The organism is Lysobacter sp. N42, from assembly GCF_004344885.1.
Window position 1 is genome coordinate 85,843 of the sequence record NZ_SKFB01000001.1, and the last position, 21,313, is coordinate 107,155.

The following is a 21,313-nucleotide window of genomic DNA, read 5'->3' on the forward strand; positions in this document are numbered from 1 at the left end:
TATCAATAATCTAACTAAGAGTTACGCGCGCCAAAAATATCGGTGCCGACGCGTACCATGGTAGAGCCATGTAAAATTGCGGCTTCTAAGTCCGAGCTCATTCCTACAGACAGTGTATCAACTTGAGGAAAATGTTGCTTAAGTTCCTCGAACAGTTTGTGCAAGGAACTCAGCGTTCGCTCTTGCTCTTGTTCTGAAGGATTTGCTTTCGGAATCGCCATTAAACCTCTTAAATTCAAGCTCTTGAATTCGCGCATGTCGTTTGCGAACTGCAGAACGTCCTCTGCTTTCACTCCTGACTTAGAGCTCTCGTCGTCAATATTTACTTGAATCAGCACTTGTAATGGCTCACTTTCCGGCGGGCGTTGTTCGTTTAGTCGCCGTGCAATTTTTAGCCTGTCTATACTTTGAACCCAGTCGAATGACTCTGCCACAATGCGTGTTTTGTTGGACTGCAAAGGGCCAATAAAGTGCCACTCAATGTCATTTAAAGCGGACAATTGCGCAACTTTATCCGCACCTTCTTGCACGTAATTTTCACCAAAAGCACGCTGCTGGCTTTCATAAGCAGCTTCAATGTCTGATGCAGGCTTGGTTTTACTCACCGCAAGCAAACGAATGTCGCTCGGATTACGCTGGGCATTTTGCGCGGCTTGATTAATTCGCGCTCGAACTTTCTCTAAATGTTCTGCTATGGTTGCTATATTCGACATCTTTTCAAAGCTCTAGAGACTTTTATGAACTTACAGGAATTACTCGGTCAATGTGTTCGTGACGGTGCGTCTGACCTTCATATCTCTGCAGGTACACCTGCAAGTGTCCGTATTGACGGAGACATACGTAAGATTACCACAGACGTTTTATCGCAGCGAGATGTGCTAGATATGGTGCATAGCATTATGTCTGAAGAGCAACGTGAGTCGTTTAAAGACAATTTGGAGGCGGACTTCTCCTTTGAAATTGAGAACGTTGCTCGTTTTCGTGTAAACGCTTTTATGCAAAGGCATGGTGTTGCAGCAGTGTTCCGTACCATCCCGAGCGAGGTGTTAACGTTAGAGCAACTCAATGCGCCAGAGATTCTGAAGCGCATTGCAGACTATCCGCGTGGTTTGGTGTTAGTGACTGGACCAACGGGTTCAGGGAAGTCGACGACATTAGCGGCAATGGTGGATCATATTAATGAAACTTACCCGCACCATATTCTTACTATTGAAGACCCCATAGAGTTCGTTCATGAAAGTAAGCAAAGCTTAATTAACCAAAGAGAAGTACACCGCGACACAAAAAGCTTCAACAGCGCGTTGCGAGCGGCTCTTCGTGAAGACCCGGATGTAATTTTGGTCGGTGAACTACGTGATTTAGAAACCATTCGCTTGGCGTTAACCGCGGCTGAAACCGGGCACTTGGTTTTTGGCACGCTGCACACAACTTCTGCGCCGAAAACCATAGACCGCATTGTTGACGTTTTCCCGGGTGAAGAAAAGGCGATGGTGCGTTCGATGTTGTCAGAATCATTACGCGCTGTTATTTCGCAGTTGCTCGTTAAGAAAGAGGGCGGTGGGCGCGTTGCGGCACATGAAATAATGTTGGCAACACCAGCCATTAAAAATTTAATTCGCGAAGACAAAATTGCACAAATGTATTCCGCTATTCAAACCGGCGCCTCGTTAGGCATGCAAACCATGGAACAAGCATTAAACAAGCTTCTCGACTCGGGAACTGTTTCTACCAAAGCTACGCGTTCATTGATGGAGCAGGTAGGGCGCTAAAAGTGTCGTGAAGCGGCGTGAAAAAAGCGGTAAACTAGCGCCGTTTTTAAGTGGTATGAGAGAAGCCGATGCGAGTTCTGGGTATTGAAACGTCTTGTGACGAGACAGGAATAGCAATTTACGACACCGAAAAAGGTTTGTTGGCACACGAGCTATACAGCCAAGTGAAGTTGCATGCCGACTACGGCGGTGTAGTGCCCGAACTTGCCTCTCGTGATCATGTAAGAAAGGCATTACCGCTAATTCAACGCGCATTGACTGCCGCGAACCTAACCTCTGAAGATATTGACGGAGTGGCCTACACGTCAGGCCCTGGCTTAATCGGTGCTTTGTTAGTGGGTGCTTGCATAGGTCGAAGCATTGCGTTTGGTTGGAATGTTCCTGCTGTGGGTGTACACCACATGGAAGGTCATTTGCTGGCGCCCATGTTAGAAGACAAGCAACCAGAGTTTCCATTTGTAGCGCTATTAGTTTCCGGTGGCCACAGCCAATTAGTTTCGGTGAAAGGTGTAGGTGAATACGAATTATTGGGAGAGTCGGTCGACGACGCTGCCGGAGAGGCTTTCGACAAAACAGCCAAGCTTTTAGGTTTAGATTACCCAGGCGGTCCTCGACTGGCTGCTTTAGCAGAACAAGGTAAGCCTGGCGTTTATCAGTTTCCGAGGCCTATGACCGACAACCCAGGGCTTCAGTTTTCGTTTAGTGGATTAAAAACAGCAGCAGCCACCGCAATTCAAAAGGCTCAGCAGCAACATGGTGAGCTTACCGAACAAGTGAAAGCAGACATTGCTTATGCGTTCCAAGAGGCTGTAGTCGATACGCTTATTATTAAATGTCGAAGAGCTTTAAAACAAACGGGTATGAAGCGTCTTGTGGTAGCTGGCGGTGTAAGTGCCAATACCAAATTGCGAGAAGCATTGTCGGAAACCATGACAAAACTTAAAGGTGAAGTGTTCTATCCACGAAACGAGTTTTGCACCGACAACGGTGCCATGATTGCTTACGCTGGTGCATACCGTTTACATGCAGGGGAGCAGTCGGGGTTGTCTGTTAAAGTTCGTCCGCGTTGGCCGTTAGTAGAACTGAACAAGCCGCAAGCTTCTATGTGAGTCTAACGAAAGCCGGTTTCTTCACCTTTCCAGAGGCGAATAATGTTGGTGCGATGGCGCCAAATAATGAGGGCCGTAAGCATAATAGCTGGAATGGTGTACTGTGGCTTAACTAGAAATGCGTATAGCGGAGCCAACGAGACCGTTATTAGAGCCGCAAGAGAGCTTACTCGGCTTACAGCGAAAATAATAATCCATGTGGCAATAAGCATGAGCGCCATTTCTGTAGCGATGGGGAACATTGCGCCAAGGGCTGTAGCAACTGCTTTTCCGCCTCTGAAATGGAAGAATATTGGATAGATATGCCCAAAACATGCGGCGATCGCAACAACGCCTAAAACGATCGGTGGTAAGCCCATATAGTATGCAAACCATACAGGAAGCATACCTTTCATAACGTCCATCAGTAGCGTTAGAAGTGCAGGAAGAGCTCCGCCAATACGATATACATTGGTTGCACCAGGATTGCCTGAACCGCGTAAACGAGGGTCGTCCAGTTGGAATATTTTACAGATCAGTACTGCACTACTTATAGAGCCAAGTAGGTAGGCACTAAGGATCATTATAAGGCTAAACGCTGGTGTCATGTGTTTGGTGCTTTAATTAGTTTTCGGTAGCATAAAGGCATTTGCACTTGAATGCTATCCGACCAGAAGAATGAGAGGTTATTTTGGATATTGTTTCTGTGAAAGGACTGAAGGTAAGTACCACCATTGGTATCTTAGATTGGGAGAAAGAGATTCTTCAGCCTTTAGTGATCGACCTCGACATGTACCACTCCTGCCAAGAAGCTGCTGTCACAGGAAACATATACGACGCGCTAGACTACGCTGCGGTGAGTGAAAGTGTACGAACTCTTCTACAGGGCAGTGCGTGGGGCCTAATTGAAACGGTTGCCGAAGACGTGGCGAAGCATATTATGGAACGTTTCAACGTACGCGGTATGACGATTTGCGTGAAAAAACCAACAGCTGTGGCTGAAGCTGAGTACGTAAGTGTAACAATTACGCGTGGAGTTGTTAGCGCATGATTCCTGTTTTTCTTGGCTTAGGTTCAAATATAAACCGAGAACACAATATTAAAGCCGCTATACAGCTATTAGAGAAGGAGTTCTCCGAGCTTCGCGCTTCGAAAGTTTATGAGAACGAAGCCATTGGTTTTGAAGGCCCTCCATTTTTTAATCTTGTTGTAGCCGTAGAAACCGACAAACCGTTACTAGACGTTCAGAAATTGTGTAAAGACATTGAAGTACAGCTGGGACGAGAAGAAAAAGCGCCGCGTTTTAGTTCTAAAACGCTCGATATAGATATATTGCTTTATGGCAAAGAAATAACAGCAGCAAAGCCAGGCATTCCTAAACTGCCACGCACCGAAATTACCGAACAAGCGTATGTATTGAAGCCTTTATCTGAGCTCGCGCCTTATTTGCAGCACCCAGAAACGCAAGTAACCTTTCTTGATATATGGAAGGCATACAACGCAAAGGAACAGCCAAACACTATTTTACGTGAATTCTCGTTACAAGAATTAATTGAAGTTGGGAAAGTAGCTGGCTAACTTACTTAGGCGTTGCTGGTATACGTATTCGCCTATTTGTGGGCCTTTCAGTCTTTGCTGTAACGCATCAGCAACATCTATTTTGGCAATTTGGGGAATAGCTTCAAAGACGCTTGCTATTAGCGAACTATGCTTCGGTTCTATGCGTTTAAACGCGATTTCCAATAATGTTAAGCGTTCAGGCTGACGCCAGGCATCTATACGCTGAAAAAAGTCTAACAATTGCTCTGGAGTTAAATTGCTGTCGTTGAAGAAGTCTTTATGCTGCACTATCACTTGCGCGAACTGCTCGGTGGTTTTGGGCAGAGGTAGCTTTTGCAAAGTTACTGTTTTCGAACTGGCGGCCCATCCTGTGTACCAAAGTGCAAATTGTAGGTCGATGCGATGTTTTTCCGACAGAGTTTGAAGCGTACCATCCTGTCCCTCAGATAAATATTGATAAGCGGTTTCTGTGTCGGCAGCTTTTTCAAAAGCACGGGTTAATGCACCGCAACGCGATAAGATTTGAAAGAAAACAGCAGGGTGTGGTGTACACAGGGCTTTTCTCATTTCCATCCAAACGCGCTCAGGGGTTAGAGCTTCAATTTCACCACGTTCGACAATTTGCTGCATAAGCTGCATGGTTTCTTCTGCAACTTGAAAGCCTAAGTGGTGAAAGCGAGCGGCAAAACGAGCCACCCTCAGCACTCGCAAAGGGTCTTCAACAAACGCCGGGCTGACATGGCGCAATAGTTTTGCTTCAAGGTCTTGTTGGCCATGGTAGGGGTCAATCAAGTTACCATCGCTATCTTGCGCCAACGCATTAATGGTTAGGTCTCTGCGAAGCAGATCTTCTTCTAGTGTAACGCTGGGTTCGGCAAAGCATTCAAACCCGGTATATCCACTACCAGACTTCCGCTCAGTTCGAGCCAAAGCATATTCTTCGTGAGTCTCTGGGTGTAAAAACACAGGAAAGTCTTTGCCAACTTGGCTATACCCAAGAGACAACATTTCATCGGCTGTGGCACCTACAACAACATAGTCTTTTTCTTTAACAGCAAGTCCAAGAAGTTTGTCGCGTACAGCTCCACCAACGAGATATATTTCCATTGACGTGTTTTCCTGTCAGAATCGTGGCAACATCTTTACTTTTCAGTCACTAAAAAGCAAATACTAGCGTGTTTTGAACTAGGTTTTCCGAATATTGCTAGAGGGCGGAGCCATGTACTTAGACTATTTTGGACTTTCAAAACTACCATTCTCAATCGCTCCGGATCCTAGTTTCCTATTTCTAAGCCCCAGACACCGAGAAGCTTTAACGCACATGCGCCATGGTCTCACTGGAAGTGGCGGGTTTCTTTTACTTACAGGTGAAGTAGGCCTGGGAAAAACCACAATTTCACGTGCCGTTTTTGCAGAGTTAGAAGAGCAGCTTCAGATAAATTCTATTTTGAACCCTCGACTGGGTGAGCTCGAAATGCTCATGGCCATTGCCGAAGGGTTCAACATTCCGCTCGATAATGACCCGAAATCAGTGAAGTCGATTACCGACGCGATAGCTAACTTTTTACAAGAATCTGCGCATAATGGGAAACATCCTGTTGTGGTGATAGATGAAGCTCAGCATTTGCTTCCCACTGTACTAGAACAACTTCGCTTACTCACAAACTTAGAAACTGATTCACGTAAACTTCTCTCGGTAGTGCTTATTGGGCAACCCGAGTTAAAAGAGTTACTGCAGCGTCCAGATTTAAGGCAAGTGGCGCAAAGAGTTGTTGCTCGCTATCAACTCATGCCGTTTTCCGAACGTGAAGTGAATGCTTACATTGATCATCGACTTTCTACTGTTGGTGGATCCCCTGCTTTATTTACCAAGTCTGCACGGCACCGTATTTTTAAACTTACCCAAGGTACGCCTCGTCTTATTAATTTACTGTGTGACAGAGCATTGCAAGTAGCGTGTGGCAAGAGCAAAGGGCAGGTCGATAAGAAGTGTATTGAGGAAGCAACGGATGTACTGCCCTCGGAGTTAGCGTCTAGCCACAGTTTGGGGTGGCCAGTGCTTACTGTGATTTTAACAGTAGCGTTGGTATTTACCCTAAGTTTTGTTTACTGGGCTTTTAGCCAAGAAGAAAAAGAAGCAGACGTTGTCATAGAGCCGCAAGTGCAAAGCAATGAACTACGTGTGATGGGCGCTGATTTAAATAACGCTTTGCAAGGCTTGTTGCAGGTTTGGCAGTTAGAAGATGAAGTGGTGGGCGCAAACCTTTGTGAGTCTTTGGTCAGTGTTTATGTTTATTGTCTACAAGCAGAATTAACTCTCGCGGAAATCAAGGCTTTAGACTATCCCGTTATCGCAAAAACTCAGGGTGAGCAAAACTACGTACTTATCGTTCGTGCCGAAGGCCAAAACTGGCGCATCGTCGACGAGGAAGGTGAGAAAACAGTGCCTCAAGCGCAGTTACAAAGCTTGTTTACGGGCGAAGTGCTTGCCTTTTATCACGTACCCGACTTGAACGCTAACAATGATGACTGGCGCAGTTGGGTTGAACAGTCGTCGGCTAGTCTAATACCCTTTTCAATACAAAGCGCAAGCATTGAAGTGAAGCGCGAATGGCTACAAACAAGATTAATTCAAAAAACCGATGATGATTCGTGGCTATTAGCACTTATGAGCAGTAAGTCTTCTGATATAGCTAGACCAAGTCTTAACCGTGATTTGGTATTTGCACCTACAGCCCTTTTACTCCAAGACAGCTCAACGGGCTCAGAAGACAGTCAAGCTAGAGTATTATTTCCAAGTAGTGAACTGGGTCTTCGCGACATAGTTATTCCTGAGCAACAGTTAAATTGGCCTGAAGCTGTTAGCGTGGCTCAACCTTCAACAGAAAGAGAGATAGGTGAAAGTGAGCAAGGGCGCAGAGTGACTGCTGAACAAGTCGATGAAGTGGCTAGCGAAGATATTTCTGAAGCGCTACAACTACTTTTTGAAGACGCGGTAAGAAGTACTCCTCCGGTAGAGAGCGACTACAGAGAAGTGGCTGAAGAACAGACCGAGCGCGCGGTTGAGCCCGAGACTAGGTTAGTTAACCAAGACGCGGATACATTACCTAACTTAAACCAAGTCCCAACCTCTATTCGCTCTAGCATGCCCCAAATGAGTTACGACGCTCACGTTTATCACAGCTTTGCTCGAGAGAGGTTTATCGAACTGAACCAGCAAAGAATGAGAGAAGGTGATGCCATGAATGGTATCCGCGTGGTGTCTATCCAGCCCAGCTATTCCATTGTCGAGTTCAATGGCTTGATGTTTCGTCTAGAAGCCCTAGAAAATATCAACCTTCGCTAGATGAGCTATATTTCCCCTTGCTAAGGGCAAAAAGCTTTGCGATGATGTCGCTAAATTAAACGCCTGTTTGAAAACTATGTAATTTAGGTTACAGCGGTACTAAATTTGGAGGACATAATGGCTGATTATAAAGCTGCAATTGATGACATGAATTTCTTGCTGGACGATGTATTCGCGGTCGCGAAAGATTGGGAAAACATGCCAGCACTAGCCGAAATGATGGACGCAGACACTGCAAAAGCCATCCTCGATGAAGCTGCAAAGCTTACCGAGAATCTTATTGCACCAAACGCGCGTGCGGCGGATGAAGAAGGCATTCACTTTGAAGATGGCGTTGTGACTACGCCAAAAGGCTATAAAGAACAATTCGCTGAACTAGCGAGCGGTGGTTGGGTTGGCGTTACTGCAAATCCAGACTTCGGTGGAATGGGTCTTCCCAAAGTATTGTCGGCGCAATATGAAGAAATGATGTGTGCTGCTGATATTTCTTTCAGCTTGTATTCTGGCCTAACAGCTGGCGCCATTATGACTCTTGATCTGCATGGCTCAGACGCACTCAAGGAAACTTATTTACCGCGCCTAGCTGCGGGTGAGTGGACAGGCACCATGTGCCTAACAGAACCACATGCAGGTACAGATTTAGGCATTATTCGCTCAAAAGCAGAACCCCAGCAAGACGGTAGTTTCTCTATTACGGGTACCAAAATCTTCATTACTGGTGGCGAGCATGACTTAGCAGAGAACATCGTTCATTTAGTGTTAGCTAAGCTTCCAGACGCCCCTGAAGGTACTAAAGGTATCTCTTTGTTTGTTGTTCCGAAGTTCCTAGTGAACGAGGACGGTAGCTTAGGTGACCGTAATGCCGCAGTTGCTGGCTCTACAGAACATAAAATGGGTATCCACGCTTCAGCAACTTGCGTTATGAATTTTGACGGCGCAAAAGGTTGGTTAGTGGGTGAACCTCATCGTGGTCTAGCTGCCATGTTCACCATGATGAACTATGAAAGGCTAGGTGTCGGTATTCAAGGCTTGGGTGCCGCAGCGCGTTCATATTGCACGGCACTGGATTACGCTACCGACAGACGTCAGGGACGTGGTGCGAAAGCTACACGAGACGAAAACTCGAATGCGGATTTGTTGTTGGTGCATGGTGATATTCGTCGCATGTTGCTAACGATGAAGTCATTAACTGAAGGTGGCCGGGCATTCTCTACCTATGTAGGTCATCAGCTAGACCGCGCGAAGTATGCTGAAAATGACGAAGAACGCCAAAAAGCAGAAGCTTTAGTGCAACTGCTTACGCCAGTAGCCAAAGCATTTATGACCGATACAGGCCTTGAAGCTACAGTACACGGTCAGCAAATACTTGGCGGACATGGTTATGTTCGCGAGTGGGGTCAAGAACAGTGGGTTCGTGACTGCCGTATCGCACAAATTTATGAAGGTACAAACGGTATTCAGGCGCTTGATCTATTAGGTCGTAAAGTAGCGGGTAGCCGTGGCAAGTTGCTAGAACCTTTGATTGCTGAAATGCGCGAATTCCTTGCTGAAGACGCAGGAGACTGGACGACTCAGTACGAAGAAATGCAAATTTTAGTGGGTGAACTAGAGCGTATTACCGGCGAAGTGTTAGGCCAAGTGGCAACTGATGAAAACATTATCAACAGTGTCGCGGTCGAGTACTTACACTTATTAGGTTATGTAACTTACGGGTTTATGTGGCTGAAAATGGCGCGCGCAGCCGAGTCATCATCGATGTCGGCGAGCTTTATTCAAGGCAAAGTGAAAACTGCGAAATTCTACTTCGCGAAAATATTGCCTCGGGTATATGGCTTAATGCCAACCATAGAAGCGGGTTCTGAGGATCTCTTTAGCTTCACGCAAGACGAATTCTAAAGGAATTCTAGAAGAACTTTCATAGCAAAGGCCAACCTGACAGGTTGGCCTTTTTGTAAAGGTTCTCTCGGACGTTGCACGAAGTGCCTAAAAAAGGCATTATCGGTAACTGTTTCCAATCAAAACTAAAAAAACTATAAATGGAACAACAAGAAAGCGTAATATCCCTCAGTAAGCTCGGTAGTGTTGGGCTCAGTTTTGTTATCTTCATAGCTTGGTTAGCGCTATGGGCGGTCGCGATGCTCATGGAGTATGCTCCCCATGCTAGTATTTGGTTCCCTCCAGCGGGCCTTTCATTTGCTTTCCTATTTGCTTTCGGTTTGCGTGCTATTCCTGGAATAGTTGTATCTATATTTATCACCGGAATTTTGGCTAACCTCTTATACGGAAGCCAGCAAAGCCTTACAGAAACCTTAATAGGCTCTCTCTACTTTTCAATTGCGCACGTAGGCTCTTATGGAATTGCAGCTTACATTTTGAAGTGGGTTTTTCGTTTCACCGCAGCAACAAATTTAGTTTTTAAAGTGTTGTGGTTTCTAATTATTGGTTCGGTGGCTACTTTACTGACCTCTTTTTTGGGTATTCACGCCTTAATATTAAGCGACGCTCTCGTTGTTGAGAGTTTCGCAGAGGTATTAATGCCTTGGTGGGTAGGTGACCTTGCAGGTGTATTGGTGCTTGCTCCTGTAGTACTAGCCCTGATAAGCAGTGATCAGAATGAATTTAGGGAGCACCTAAATATCGGGGCTGCTCGAAGCCCTATGGTTGATCCTCAAAGTGTTTTCTTAAAAGTGATGTTAGCCATAGTGTTACTGGCAACAACTATGGCTTTAACTAAATGGACCGGATCGTCTTCGGTTGCATTGTTGATTTTCTTGGTGGCGATACCGTTGGTTTGGACTGTGAAGTCAGATCCCGCTTTTGCGACCGGTATTATGCTCATCGTATTGAGCTTCTTTACGGCATTGTTTGTCGATATTTTTGCCGTCATGAATTACGCGATTATCTACCAATTTGCGTTGATTTTTATGGCTTGTGTAGCCTGGATTTCCTTAGCGTCTCACAAAGACAAAGTATTCAATTAGCGGTTCGGTAATTCGTATACGTTGGTCATTTCGTGCTTGGTCACTTGCCAACGGGCGTCTCGCCATTCAAAGCAGGCGTTTCGGGTGGAATGTTCCTGTAAAGGCTGTCCAAGCATTAACGCTTCACCAGAAACTTCGGCAGACACGCAAAAACCATTTGCAGTGCGTTCAATTATTTCCACTTGTTCTGGGTTTACCCTATTACTTTCCGTATTCGTGTTTGCCTGCTCCATGTTAAACAACACTTTGTCTCTCGTAATACTGCGCGACTCCTCTAGAACATCACCTACCCGAGTGTGCTGAGCAAGCGTATATTCAGAGGCTAACCAAGGTTCTAATTGTAAGTCGTCTGTACCAAAAAATACGTTTTCAAAAGCCACGTAAACGTTTTTAGGTAAGGTCTTCTGGTGCACGTTCGACTGTGCATAAGCGGGTAGGGCGTATAGCAACGTAGCTGCGCTAAATAGCACCCCAACTGAAAATAAACTGTCCCTAAATTTCGAATCCATAGTGTTTACTCCTGTTAACCTTACTTTAAGCCTAATCTTTTTATGGCTTATTTCCACTCTTTTTCAGCAACACGACGGTTTCAGCGTGCGATGTTTGTGCAAACATATCTAAAATAGATATTTTTTCTATAGTGAAATTCTGTTGTAGCAATAAAGATAAGTCTCGAGCCAACGAAACTGGACTACAGGAAACATAAAGAATCTTGTCGGCTGCTATTTTTTGCTTACACACCTCTTCCGCTCCAGCCCTAGGCGGATCGAGTACAAGCACATCAAATTGCTCACCAAGAAGTCGTTGCGCTGTGCTTAGCTCACTAAGATCTGCTTCTTGGAATTGCACATTGTTAATACCCAGCGCTTTCATGTTAGCTGTACCACGTTCAACTTGCGCCTTTGCACCTTCAACCGCCAAAACGGAGTGACTTGCACGACCAAGTTGTGCGCTGAAGTTACCGAATCCTGCAAATAGCTCAAGAATACGTTCATGCCCCTCAAGAGCCAGCCAATTGGTTACGGTTTCAAGCATTCGAGCATTAATGTGTCGATTTATTTGGATAAACTCATTGGGGCCGTAATACAGCGTATCGTTGGCAACTCTGTAGCCGAATACCGGAAGCTGGCCATTGTCGTCATTAAGTTCAGAGAACCGTTCCGGCTTATCTACTGGGTTGTCTTGAATAATCACCCGCAGGTTATGCTGCTGTTGAAACTTTAACCATGCATCATGTTGGGCTTCGGTGAGTGGCTTTGTCACCCTGACCAGTGCCACAACCCTGTCGCCGTTTGTTTCGTCGAGTAACAGCTCTATATGACCTAAATACTTGATACTGGGGTAATCGGATAAAAAGCTTTGTAATGGCTTTAAAAGGTCGCTAATAGGCTTCTCTGCCACATTACACTGCTCAATTTTTATGATGGCTTTAGACTGGTGGGCGCGAAAGCCTGCTGAGCGTTCACGTGGCGCTATGGCAAGACGAATTCGACGCCTGTAACCATATTGATAACGCTCATGAGCGACAGGTTGCTGCCATGGTAGCTCTATGTCTTTTAGATTTTTATGAATGAGTTCTTCAACTTGCTGTTGCTTAAACTTAACTTGCTTTTGATAGCTCAAATGCTGAAGCTGACAACCACCGCACTCGCCAAAGTATGGGCAAGGCGGAGTCTGCCGTTCTTCAGATGCATGCTCCACAGTCTTAATTACCGCTTCGCTAAATCGATCATGAGACTGTGTAATACGTGCTTTTACCACTTCGCCAGGCAACGCATACTCGACAAAAACGACTTTGCCATTGTCATGGTGAGTTACACCACGGCCATCGTGACTCAGTTTCTCAATGCGAGCGCTGAATATATTAGAAGTAGGTTCGGTCTTTTGTGCTTGTGAAATTCTCGCCGACCGAGGATTTTTCGGTTTAAATCCTCGGCGACGATCAAATAATGATGGCATGCGTGTTAATCACCTAAAGAGAGAAGTGTAGCATTTCCTCCCACTGCGGTGATGTTGTCCGTAAAGGTTTTTTCGGTCATGAATGCATATAGGTAGTGTGGACCACCAGCTTTTGGACCTGTACCTGAAAGTCCTTGGCCACCAAATGGCTGCACACCCACCACTGCGCCAATTTGGTTACGGTTAATATACACGTTACCCACATTAATGCGTTTGGCTACGTCATACGCAAATGACTCATTGCGGCTATGAATACCAAATGTAAGACCAAAGCCTGTGTTGTTGATGTCGTCGATCACTTGATCAAGCTCTTCTCGCTTAAAGCGAATTACATGAAGAATTGGACCAAAGTTTTCACGCACCAACTGCGAAATGCTCTTAATTTCAATTGCTGTAGGAGTCACATAAGTGCCGCCTAGCGTGTAATCAGGCATTGGAGCTTCGCCAATAATCTTACCGGTGTGGCGAATATCGATAACGTGCTGCTCTAAGTTGGTCTTTGCAATACCGTCAATCACAGGACCCACGTCTGTTTTGTGGTCCATGGGGTCGCCAACGAGTAGTTCTTTCATCGTGCCTTGCAGTAAGTCGATAATGCGATCGGCAACGTCGTCTTGAACATAAAGTACACGTAATGCAGAGCAACGCTGACCTGCGCTCTTAAATGCGCTGGCAACGATGTCTGTAACTGACTGCTCAGGCAATGCTGTAGAGTCGATAAGCATTGCATTTTGCCCACCGGTTTCTGCAATAAGCGGCACAATTGAGCTGGTGCGAGCAGCTAACGCACGGTTAATAGCTTGTGCGGTATTGGTTGAACCGGTAAAGCATACGCCACCAATGTTCTCTTGGCTGGTTAAGGTCGAGCCAATCTCAGCACCAGCACCAGGCAAGAAGTGAAGCACATCGCCTGGAATGCCGGCTTCATGAGCTAATTGAACTGCTCTAAATGCAATCAAACCGGTCTGCTCTGCCGGTTTTGCGATAACGCAGTTACCCGTTGCAAGGGCAGCAGCAACTTGACCGATAAAGATAGCGAGAGGGAAGTTCCACGGACTAATACAAATAAATGTGCCGCGGCCTTGTACGAATAACTCGTTGGTTTCACCTGTCGGGCCTGGAAGCTTCTCACCTTCACCCATAAGCTTACGCGTTTGAATGGCGTAATAGCGACAGAAGTCGACAGCTTCACGTACTTCGTCGATACCGTCTTGTAGGGTTTTACCCGCTTCTAACGTACACAGAGCGATAAGCTCGTGTAGGTTTTCTTCAAGCAAATCAGCCAGCTTTTCTAGCATCTGGGCACGATCGTCTGCAGAGCGGCGTGTCCAAGCAGGAAACGCATTGTTGGCAATTTCTAGAGCTTTTTCTGCGAGCTCAGCGTCTGCCCAACCAATGGTACCGACTTGGTGCGTGCTTTCTTGCGGACACACCACACCAACGCGTTGCGCTGCATTAACAAGTTCACCGCCAACTACTGGGCCGCCTTGCCACTGGTTATTACGGTAGCTTCTTACTTTTTCAAAGAATTGGTCGCCTTGAGAGTGGATATTCATATTTAACCCCAGTGAATTCTTTCTATCGCCAAAAATTTGCGTTGGCAGTGGAATTTTGTCGTTGGCTAATTGCTCCCGCTGCTTCAGCAATGCAAGCGGGTGTTCAGCAAGTGATTCAACAGGAACACTTGGGTCTAGCAATTTATGCACAAAAGAACTGTTCGCGCCGTTTTCTAAAAGCCTGCGAACTAAGTACGGTAGTAGGTCTTTGTGCGCTCCAACCGGTGCGTAAATGCGCACGTTACGACCTTCTTCTTCAATAACTTGATCGTATAGGTCTTTACCCATGCCATGCAGGCGCTGGAACTCGTAATGACCGTTAGGAGACATTTCTTTAATGGCACATATCGTATGCGCATTGTGCGTTGCGAACTGAGGGAACACATTGCCTTCAGTGTCTTCACTAAGCAGGTAACGCGCACAAGCTAGGTAGGAAACGTCTGTACTCGCTTTTCGAGTAAAAACAGGGTAACCCGTAAGACCTAACTGTTGAGACCACTTTATTTCTGTGTCCCAGTAAGCGCCTTTCACGAGCCTTACCGGAATTTCGTCGCCGCACTCTTTGGCAAGCGCGTTAATCCAACATAAAACGGGTAGGGCGCGTTTAGAGTATGCTTGTACAACGAGCCCAAACCGCGGCCAGCCTTTACACACGCCGCTGCGGTAGACTTTCTCGAATAACTCAAGAGAAAGCTCTAAACGGTCCATTTCCTCTGCGTCGATGGTTACGCCCACGTCGGCATTCTTAGCTAGCGTTATAAGCTCAGTTAATGTGGTTGCTAGTTCGCTTAATACGCGGTCGTGGTTTGCAACTTCGTAGCGCGGGTGTAACGCAGAAAGCTTGATGGAAATAGTCGGACGAGGAACGTCTGGGCGATTAAAGTTCTCTGCTGCTACTTTATTAATAGAGTCCACGTAAGCTTGGCGGAAACGGTCTGCGTCTTTCATTGTTAACGCAGCTTCGCCTAGCATGTCGTAAGCATGGGTATAACCTAAATCACGCTTCTCACGACTGTTTTTCAAAGCTTCTTCAATAGTGCGCCCAAGTACGAACTGCTTACCCATAAGCTGCATTGCAGCGTACGTGGCTTTGCGCACAACCGGTAAACCTAAACGGCGCACCATGCGGCGGAAGTAATTGATAGGTTTTAGTTCTTCGCGACCCGCTGGGTTTATGACCTTGTTGGCAAGGTTGAGCGCAAATGTACCTGTGTTCACCAACACAGATTCTGACTTGCGTTTATAGTCTTGCCATTCGCCTAATCCGAGTTTGTCTTTGATTAGGGCGTCAGCAGTAAAACTGTCAGGTATTCTCAGTAAGGCCTCAGCCAAACACATAAGAACAATACCTTCTTGGGTATCTAAACTGTACTGCTGCAAAAACGCGTCGACACTCTCTCCACCATCGGCTTTCTCACGAACGCGAGATATAAGACCCATGGCACTTTCGTTGACCTTTTTAATGGTCTCTTGGTCGTCTTCGACCAAGGTGAGGAGTTCTTTTAAGTACTCGTTTTCATCCACAATGTAGTTGTCTGAGATGGCTTTCCAGAGCTCTTCTAACTGAGCGGGTTCAAACCGCTGCTTTAAAACCTGACTTGCCTTAAACATTGCTGCTCCTAGTAAACAGTGTCCAAAACCAGCGCTGCAAAATTGAGCTTATGGACATGGCGCCAGTATAAGAAGAATTTGCGTCGCGTAAAGGAAAGAAAGCAGGTTTTTCTAAACTTTTTTCCCGAACTAATAGTTTTCTTGACCCCAGCTAGGTTGAGTGCTCAAAATGTTAGCCTGAATGTCTTAAGGAACAGACCATGTCGAATACACAAAGTATTGAAATTGAATTGAAATATGTTTTGATGCCAGAACAGCTCGTAAAAACAGCTGCCTGGCTAGACGACAACGCCATGTTTGTAGGTCAGAAGCATTTAGAGAATCTATATTTCGATACCCCGGAAGGTTTGTTAAATAAACACCGTATAGGTCTGAGAATTCGCCGGTGGCCTGGTGGGGCAGAGCAAACTGTAAAGCTTGCTGGTGTGGTCGATGGGGCAATGAGCCAGCGCCCTGAATTTAATGTGCCAGCAACGCAAGCCGTTCCCGACTTAGAGCAATTCCCGGCAGACATCTGGCCTGCAAACTTTGAAACAAAAGCTGTCACAGCTCGGTTGCAGCTGCAGTTTGAGGTGTCATTCGACCGACGTTATTGGCTTTTTGAAAAAGACGGAACGCAAATAGAAGTGTCGATCGACGAAGGGAAAATTCACGCGGGCGGCAAGCAAGAGTCTATCAGCGAGCTCGAATTAGAGTTGAAGCAAGGAAGTGAAGAAACGCTTACATATTTTGCTGATTTATTGCACCAACACTTTGAATTACAAGCTGGAGAGAAAAGTAAAGCGCAACGCGGCTACGAGCTTCTTCTCTCAGCTAATGAGTCATAAATTTTATGCTTCAGTTTCCTAAACAAATATTCCCAGCTCCACAATTAGAAACCGAGACGCTAAGTAAAGAACTTCAGGAAGTGCTTGCTAGCCATTTGGAAAGGTTGGCAGAAAAGTGGTCGAGTGTCTGGGTTGAACAGCTCTCAGAAAGCGAGAAGTGGAGTGTAGCGTTAAGTGACTTTGTTGCGGAAACACTGTTTCGCTATGGCGACGATGCATTAAGTCACTTTCGAGCTGACCAAGGTTACCGCGCCAACGACATTGAGAGTGGAATAGGGGACTGCGACACAGAGCAAAATGTGCTCGCCCAAATTCGAAAGTTTCGTCACTTAGAAATGGCACGTATTGCACATTTAGACCTGTCGGGACAGCTTTCCACTGAGGACGTGTTAGAACAAAATACCGCAATTGCCGACCATCTAATTACAGCTACCGCACATTGGGCTGAGCAACATCTCGCACCAAGATATGGTTATGCATATTTTGAAGAGAAAAAGCTTCCATTATGGATTATTGCTATGGGTAAGCTCGGCGGTAGAGAGCTTAACTTCTCTTCTGACGTCGACCTTATTTTTTGTTTCGAGCATGAAGGTGCTACAGCTGGCGGAAAACGTTCGGTAGACCATGAGATTTACTATGCAAAGCTCGCTCAATTAGTTGTGAAGTTGCTGAACCAAACTACGGTAGACGGCCAAGCGTTTCGTGTAGACCTGCGATTAAGACCCTTCGGTCAGTCGGGACCTATTGTTTCTAGCCTTTCTGCACTAGAGGCGTATTACCAAGAGCAAGGTAGGAATTGGGAGCGTTACGCCATGGTCAAAAGCCGTGTAATTAACGCTACTGCTGACATTGAAGAGATGTTCGCTAGTGTTTTACGCCCATTCGTGTATCGCCGCTACCTTGACTACAGTGCCATTGACGCTCTTCGTAAAATGAAGTCGATGATTAACCAAGAGGCGCGTCGCCAAAATCAGACTATTAATGTGAAGTTGGGAACCGGCGGAATTCGCGAAATTGAGTTTTTAGCGCAGGCCTTTCAGCTCATGCGTGGGGGGCGCGAACCGGAGCTGCAGACACGGTCTTTGCTGCAAGCAATAAATGCGTCGGTAGCGTTAGATATTTTCTCGGAACAGGAAGCGCAGCAAATCGTACTTCGCTACTCGCAACTTCGAAAAATAGAGCATGTATTGCAGCAAATAAACGATCAGCAAACTCAGCGTTTACCGGACAATGAACTCGATCAAGCGCGTATTTGTGCGGCTCTGAATATGTCGGGTTGGAGCGAGTTTTTAGCTGAATATGAGCAAATTACAGCTGAAGTGCATGAGTATTTCAGTGACTTATTCGGAGGCGATGAGGAACAGCAAGGGAAGCAAGACAGCGCGTTTTCATTACTTTGGCATGACCTTACCGAAGACGAGACTGCTGTCGGTGTGCTAGCAGACGCAGGGGCAGAGCAACCTGAAGCGTGCTGGGAGCGAATTCGGAATTTCAGACAACACCTTAAGCGTAGGTCCTCAGGGCCTCGCGGACGAGAGATTCTGGCTGATCTTATTCCACAGCTCATTGAAGAACTAGTGGAAGTCGAAGAGACCTACGAAGTATTACAACGAGTATTCGACGTACTCGACCGTGTTGCATCGCGAACCACATATTTGGAATTACTCTACTCGAATTCTGGTGCGCGTAATCAGTTAGTGTCTTTGTGTGCCAAAAGCCCTTGGGTTGCTCATTTAATTGCTAAGTTTCCCATTTTGTTAGACGAGCTTATCGATCCGTTGAAACTATTCGACCTGCCTGAACCTTCTAGTTACGGGCAACGGGTGGCTGAATATTTAAATCGTTTTGCTATCGACGACGCTGAAATGTTGATGGAAGGTGTGCGGCAAGTGAAACAGATTTTCCAATTGCACGTTGCTGCGGCAGACCTCAGTGACGGTGTCGAGCTAATGCGAGTAAGTGACCACTTAACGTATCTTGCGCAGGCATTGGTTGAACAAGTGGTACTCGCTGCTTGGCGTCAACTCGCTGAGAAACATGGTGTTCCACCAGGAAAGTCAGAAACCAACACAGGATTTGGCGTAGTTGCTTATGGCAAGTTAGGCGGCTTTGAACTGGGGTATGGCTCGGACCTCGACTTAGTTTTTCTTTGTGAAGACAATATTAGTGGAGAGACCGACGGTCCTAGACCCATCGACAGCCAGCAGTTTTATCTTCGTTTGGCCCAAAGAACTCTGCACTTGTTTACCACCCGAACCGCTCACGGTGTGCTTTACGACGTCGACATGAGACTTCGCCCGTCAGGACAAGCCGGTTTGATGGTGGTGCGGGCATCCACCTACGAAGATTACCTAACCACTGAGGCATGGACTTGGGAAATTCAGGCGCTCGTTCGGGCAAGATTTATTTTCGGTAGCGAACCGTTGAAACAGCAATTTGGTGATATTCGTGAAAGGGTATTGGCACAGCCGCGCGAACTCGCATCGTTGCGTCACGAAATAAAAGAAATGCGCCAACGTTTAAAAGACCATAGCCTTATTAAACACGAGAGTAAGGTTGATATTAAGCAAGCCGACGGCGGCATGACCGACATCGAGTTTATTACTCAGTTCGTTGTATTGGCTTATTCGAATCAACATTCAGATTTACTGAGTTTTACTGACAACATTCGCATTCTGGAAAAAGCTGAACAAGCGGGCATTGTGAGTGAGGAAGAACGAGAGCTACTAGTGGAGGCGTACAAAGCGCTTCGTACTGAAAACCATAAGTTGGCTTTAGCTGAAATTAAAGGACTGTCTGGCGGCGACTTTAGCCGCCAGATGCAGCAGGTAAGAAAAGTTTGGGACCGGTTAATTGAGGCCGCGTCTCTGTAAACGCTGTTCGGCTTCCTCGGCTGCCCTTTGGCGCTCAATTTCTTGAAGTTCTTCCATTGAGTGACAGTAGCGGGCAACACTTTGCGCTTCATCGGCACCTGAAATAAGGATAACCCGCGCTCGTGGACACAAGAACGCTTGAATGTGCTCTGGGTGTTCGCTATTCAGTGAACGAGCTAACCTGTCCATGGTGTTCACTAGGTCTGAATGAACTTGGAACGCTGCGCTCACGCGGTAGTCGTGTGACAACCGCCAAAGTACTTGCAGATTCTCTTCTTCAGCGAATTGCTCAGAGCTAGTTTTAAGGGTGTCCTCGTCCATAAACCAACGCGTTTTAATTTCTCCACGAAACGATGCGTCTAGCGGCGTGTCGGTAAAGCGAATAATCTCTTCTAACTGAGGAGCCAAAGGAGGAAGGTCTTCGTTCAGGTCTATCACGCGGTCTTTGTCGTCGCCTCTACCCCAAGCAGCTTCCCTTACGCCACCGAAGAAACGAGAGATTTCGCCTTGTAAGTTATCGTATGCCCCACCACTCGCAATTTGAGCTCTGCGGTTATCAGAGCTTTCATTAAGATACATTCTTTGAGAGGCAATAAAAGCAACGACTAAAAGCACAATGGTCAGCACAACTAGCGTGATCACCGCACGTTGTTGCGACTTTTTTCTCTTTGCGGTGTTCTTCTTACGCGTGGCCATTATTTCTTCCTTTGTTTTTTGCGTTTCTGCAAAGAGCCATAATAACTAGGCAGATCCTTTGACGGACGAGTTTTGTAGCGTCGGTGCATCCACATGTACGCACCTATATTGTTTTCGACCGCTTTTTCAACTTCTGAATTAATATGCCGAGCATCTTGCTCGTCGTTTCCTGTTGGAATGGCGTTTTCAGGTTCGTAGAAACGCAGCACATATCCTTGATTACCGGGTAGTCTGTCGAACGTTGAAATAAGTGTAACGGCATTTGGGTGGTTCGCAAATATACTGCTTCCCGTTGTAGTGGCAGCGTCTGGAACCGCAAACAGAGGAATGTATACCGCGCGATTAGGACCATAGTCTTGGTCGGGTAAATAACCACACAATTCGCCGTCTTCAAGGGCTTGTAAAAAGCCTTTCACGTTCTTTTTCCCTAATAGATACTTGTTGCTTCTACCGCGCCCTTTGGTTTGCAGGTATTCCATGAGTGGGTTGTTGTGTGGTCTGTAAAGCCCAACTGCAGGGTGGTAAAAGCCAACCGCGCGCGCATGCACTTCAAGCGATAGAAAATGAAAGAGCAGGGCAAATACGCCTTTGCCTTCGTCTGTAGCTTTTTTAACGAGCTCTAGCCCCTCAACTTTAACCTTTCTTTTCAGGCGCCAGTCCGGCCACCACCAAGCTATCCCCGTTTCTAGCATGGCAATGCCTGTGTTGTTGTACACCTGGTCAATGATTTTGTCTATTTCATCTTCACTTTTGCCTGGGAAGCTCAACTGTAGGTTTTTTTTGGCAATAAGAACGCGTTTTTTCATCGATTTCTTGAACAAACGACCAAGACCTTTTCCCAATTGCAGCTGCAAAGAGAATGGTAACCAAGATAGTAGGTATAAGAAGCCTACCATCAACCAAGTGGGCCAAAATTGCGGTAGTAGAAATCTACCTTCAAACTTAGGGGGATCAACTCTGTACGGGTTCAATGAAGAATTCCAATTCAAGATTTGTAGGTATTATAAGGAAAAAAGAGCGCTAAAAAAATAAAGCCGACAGCACAAA

General features: G+C 46.2%; 17 protein-coding genes. 9 read left to right on the plus strand and 8 right to left on the minus strand.

Translation table 11 applies throughout. The features are described 5' to 3' along the window. Positions 1-14: 14 nt before the first annotated feature. The gene (locus EYQ95_RS00400; protein ID WP_243699847.1) at positions 15-713 is read right to left on the minus strand and encodes a YggS family pyridoxal phosphate-dependent enzyme; all 699 of its coding nucleotides are present in this window, start codon (positions 711-713) and stop codon (positions 15-17) included. A gap of 24 nt (positions 714-737) precedes the next feature. Here EYQ95_RS00400 and EYQ95_RS00405 point away from each other — a divergent pair, with 24 nt between their 5' ends. Both EYQ95_RS00405 and tsaD read left to right on the plus strand, forming a co-directional pair. Then, positions 738-1,769 carry a type IV pilus twitching motility protein PilT gene (locus EYQ95_RS00405; protein ID WP_111914746.1) on the plus strand — a complete coding sequence of 344 codons (1,032 nt, stop codon included), beginning with the start codon at positions 738-740 and terminating at the stop codon, positions 1,767-1,769. 68 nt (positions 1,770-1,837) lie between these two features. Continuing rightward, positions 1,838-2,878 (plus strand): tRNA (adenosine(37)-N6)-threonylcarbamoyltransferase complex transferase subunit TsaD, encoded by a 1,041-nt coding sequence (gene tsaD, locus EYQ95_RS00410; RefSeq protein ID WP_111914745.1) that lies wholly within the window; start codon positions 1,838-1,840, stop codon positions 2,876-2,878. A gap of 2 nt (positions 2,879-2,880) precedes the next feature. Here tsaD and plsY read toward each other — a convergent pair whose 3' ends face one another. Beyond that, positions 2,881-3,465 carry a glycerol-3-phosphate 1-O-acyltransferase PlsY gene (gene plsY / locus EYQ95_RS00415; RefSeq protein ID WP_111914744.1) on the minus strand — a complete coding sequence of 195 codons (585 nt, stop codon included), beginning with the start codon at positions 3,463-3,465 and terminating at the stop codon, positions 2,881-2,883. Positions 3,466-3,548: 83 nt separating this feature from the next. Between plsY and folB the strand changes: the two genes are divergently transcribed. After that, on the plus strand, positions 3,549-3,908 hold the full coding sequence (gene folB, locus EYQ95_RS00420) for a dihydroneopterin aldolase (RefSeq protein WP_207916183.1): 360 nt from the start codon (positions 3,549-3,551) through the stop codon (positions 3,906-3,908). Next, positions 3,905-4,435 carry a 2-amino-4-hydroxy-6-hydroxymethyldihydropteridine diphosphokinase gene (folK, locus tag EYQ95_RS00425; protein WP_111914742.1) on the plus strand — a complete coding sequence of 177 codons (531 nt, stop codon included), beginning with the start codon at positions 3,905-3,907 and terminating at the stop codon, positions 4,433-4,435. The genes folB and folK overlap by 4 nt, the downstream gene beginning before the upstream one ends. Here folK and cca read toward each other — a convergent pair. After that, complete coding sequence (gene cca / locus EYQ95_RS00430; RefSeq protein WP_111914741.1) at positions 4,406-5,524, minus strand: hypothetical protein; 1,119 nt, start codon at positions 5,522-5,524, stop codon at positions 4,406-4,408. The genes folK and cca overlap by 30 nt on opposite strands. A 214-nt stretch (positions 5,525-5,738) precedes the next feature. Here cca and EYQ95_RS00435 point away from each other — a divergent pair, with 214 nt between their 5' ends. From EYQ95_RS00435 to EYQ95_RS00445, 3 genes are all read left to right on the plus strand, one after another. After that, positions 5,739-7,763, plus strand: a complete 2,025-nt coding sequence (locus EYQ95_RS00435; RefSeq protein ID WP_165924679.1) for an AAA family ATPase — start codon at positions 5,739-5,741, stop codon at positions 7,761-7,763. Between the two features lie 117 nt (positions 7,764-7,880). Next, a complete protein-coding gene (locus EYQ95_RS00440; RefSeq protein ID WP_111914739.1) occupies positions 7,881-9,659 on the plus strand; it encodes an acyl-CoA dehydrogenase C-terminal domain-containing protein in 1,779 nt (592 codons plus the stop codon). Between the two features lie 140 nt (positions 9,660-9,799). After that, entirely contained in the window at positions 9,800-10,744 is a 945-nt protein-coding gene (locus EYQ95_RS00445) for an MASE1 domain-containing protein (RefSeq protein WP_111914738.1), read from the plus strand. Here EYQ95_RS00445 and EYQ95_RS00450 read toward each other — a convergent pair. The 3 genes from EYQ95_RS00450 to putA are packed head-to-tail and all read right to left on the minus strand — an operon-like array spanning position 10,741 to position 15,870. Beyond that, positions 10,741-11,253 (minus strand): hypothetical protein, encoded by a 513-nt coding sequence (locus EYQ95_RS00450; RefSeq protein WP_111914737.1) that lies wholly within the window; start codon positions 11,251-11,253, stop codon positions 10,741-10,743. The two genes, EYQ95_RS00445 and EYQ95_RS00450, sit on opposite strands and share 4 nt — an antisense overlap. 40 nt (positions 11,254-11,293) lie before the next feature. Then, on the minus strand, positions 11,294-12,703 hold the full coding sequence (gene rlmD / locus EYQ95_RS00455; RefSeq protein WP_111914736.1) for a 23S rRNA (uracil(1939)-C(5))-methyltransferase RlmD: 1,410 nt from the start codon (positions 12,701-12,703) through the stop codon (positions 11,294-11,296). Positions 12,704-12,708: 5 nt separating this feature from the next. After that, positions 12,709-15,870, minus strand: coding sequence for a bifunctional proline dehydrogenase/L-glutamate gamma-semialdehyde dehydrogenase PutA (putA, locus tag EYQ95_RS00460; protein ID WP_111914735.1), 3,162 nt, complete (start codon positions 15,868-15,870; stop codon positions 12,709-12,711). 200 nt (positions 15,871-16,070) lie between these two features. On the opposite strand from putA, the gene EYQ95_RS00465 reads away from it, so the two are divergent. Beyond that, complete coding sequence (locus EYQ95_RS00465; RefSeq protein ID WP_111914734.1) at positions 16,071-16,697, plus strand: inorganic triphosphatase; 627 nt, start codon at positions 16,071-16,073, stop codon at positions 16,695-16,697. Between the two features lie 5 nt (positions 16,698-16,702). Then, a complete protein-coding gene (gene glnE, locus EYQ95_RS00470) occupies positions 16,703-19,570 on the plus strand; it encodes a bifunctional [glutamate--ammonia ligase]-adenylyl-L-tyrosine phosphorylase/[glutamate--ammonia-ligase] adenylyltransferase (RefSeq protein WP_111914733.1) in 2,868 nt (955 codons plus the stop codon). Here glnE and EYQ95_RS00475 read toward each other — a convergent pair. Together EYQ95_RS00475 and lpxL are read right to left on the minus strand one after the other, a co-directional pair. Further along, complete coding sequence (locus EYQ95_RS00475) at positions 19,547-20,266, minus strand: TcpQ domain-containing protein (protein WP_111914732.1); 720 nt, start codon at positions 20,264-20,266, stop codon at positions 19,547-19,549. The genes glnE and EYQ95_RS00475 overlap by 24 nt on opposite strands. Further along, positions 20,266-21,255: an LpxL/LpxP family Kdo(2)-lipid IV(A) lauroyl/palmitoleoyl acyltransferase gene (lpxL, locus tag EYQ95_RS00480; RefSeq protein ID WP_343141656.1), complete on the minus strand. Its 990-nt coding sequence runs from the start codon at positions 21,253-21,255 to the stop codon at positions 20,266-20,268. The genes EYQ95_RS00475 and lpxL overlap by 1 nt, the downstream gene beginning before the upstream one ends. Between the last annotated feature and the right edge of the window lie 58 nt (positions 21,256-21,313).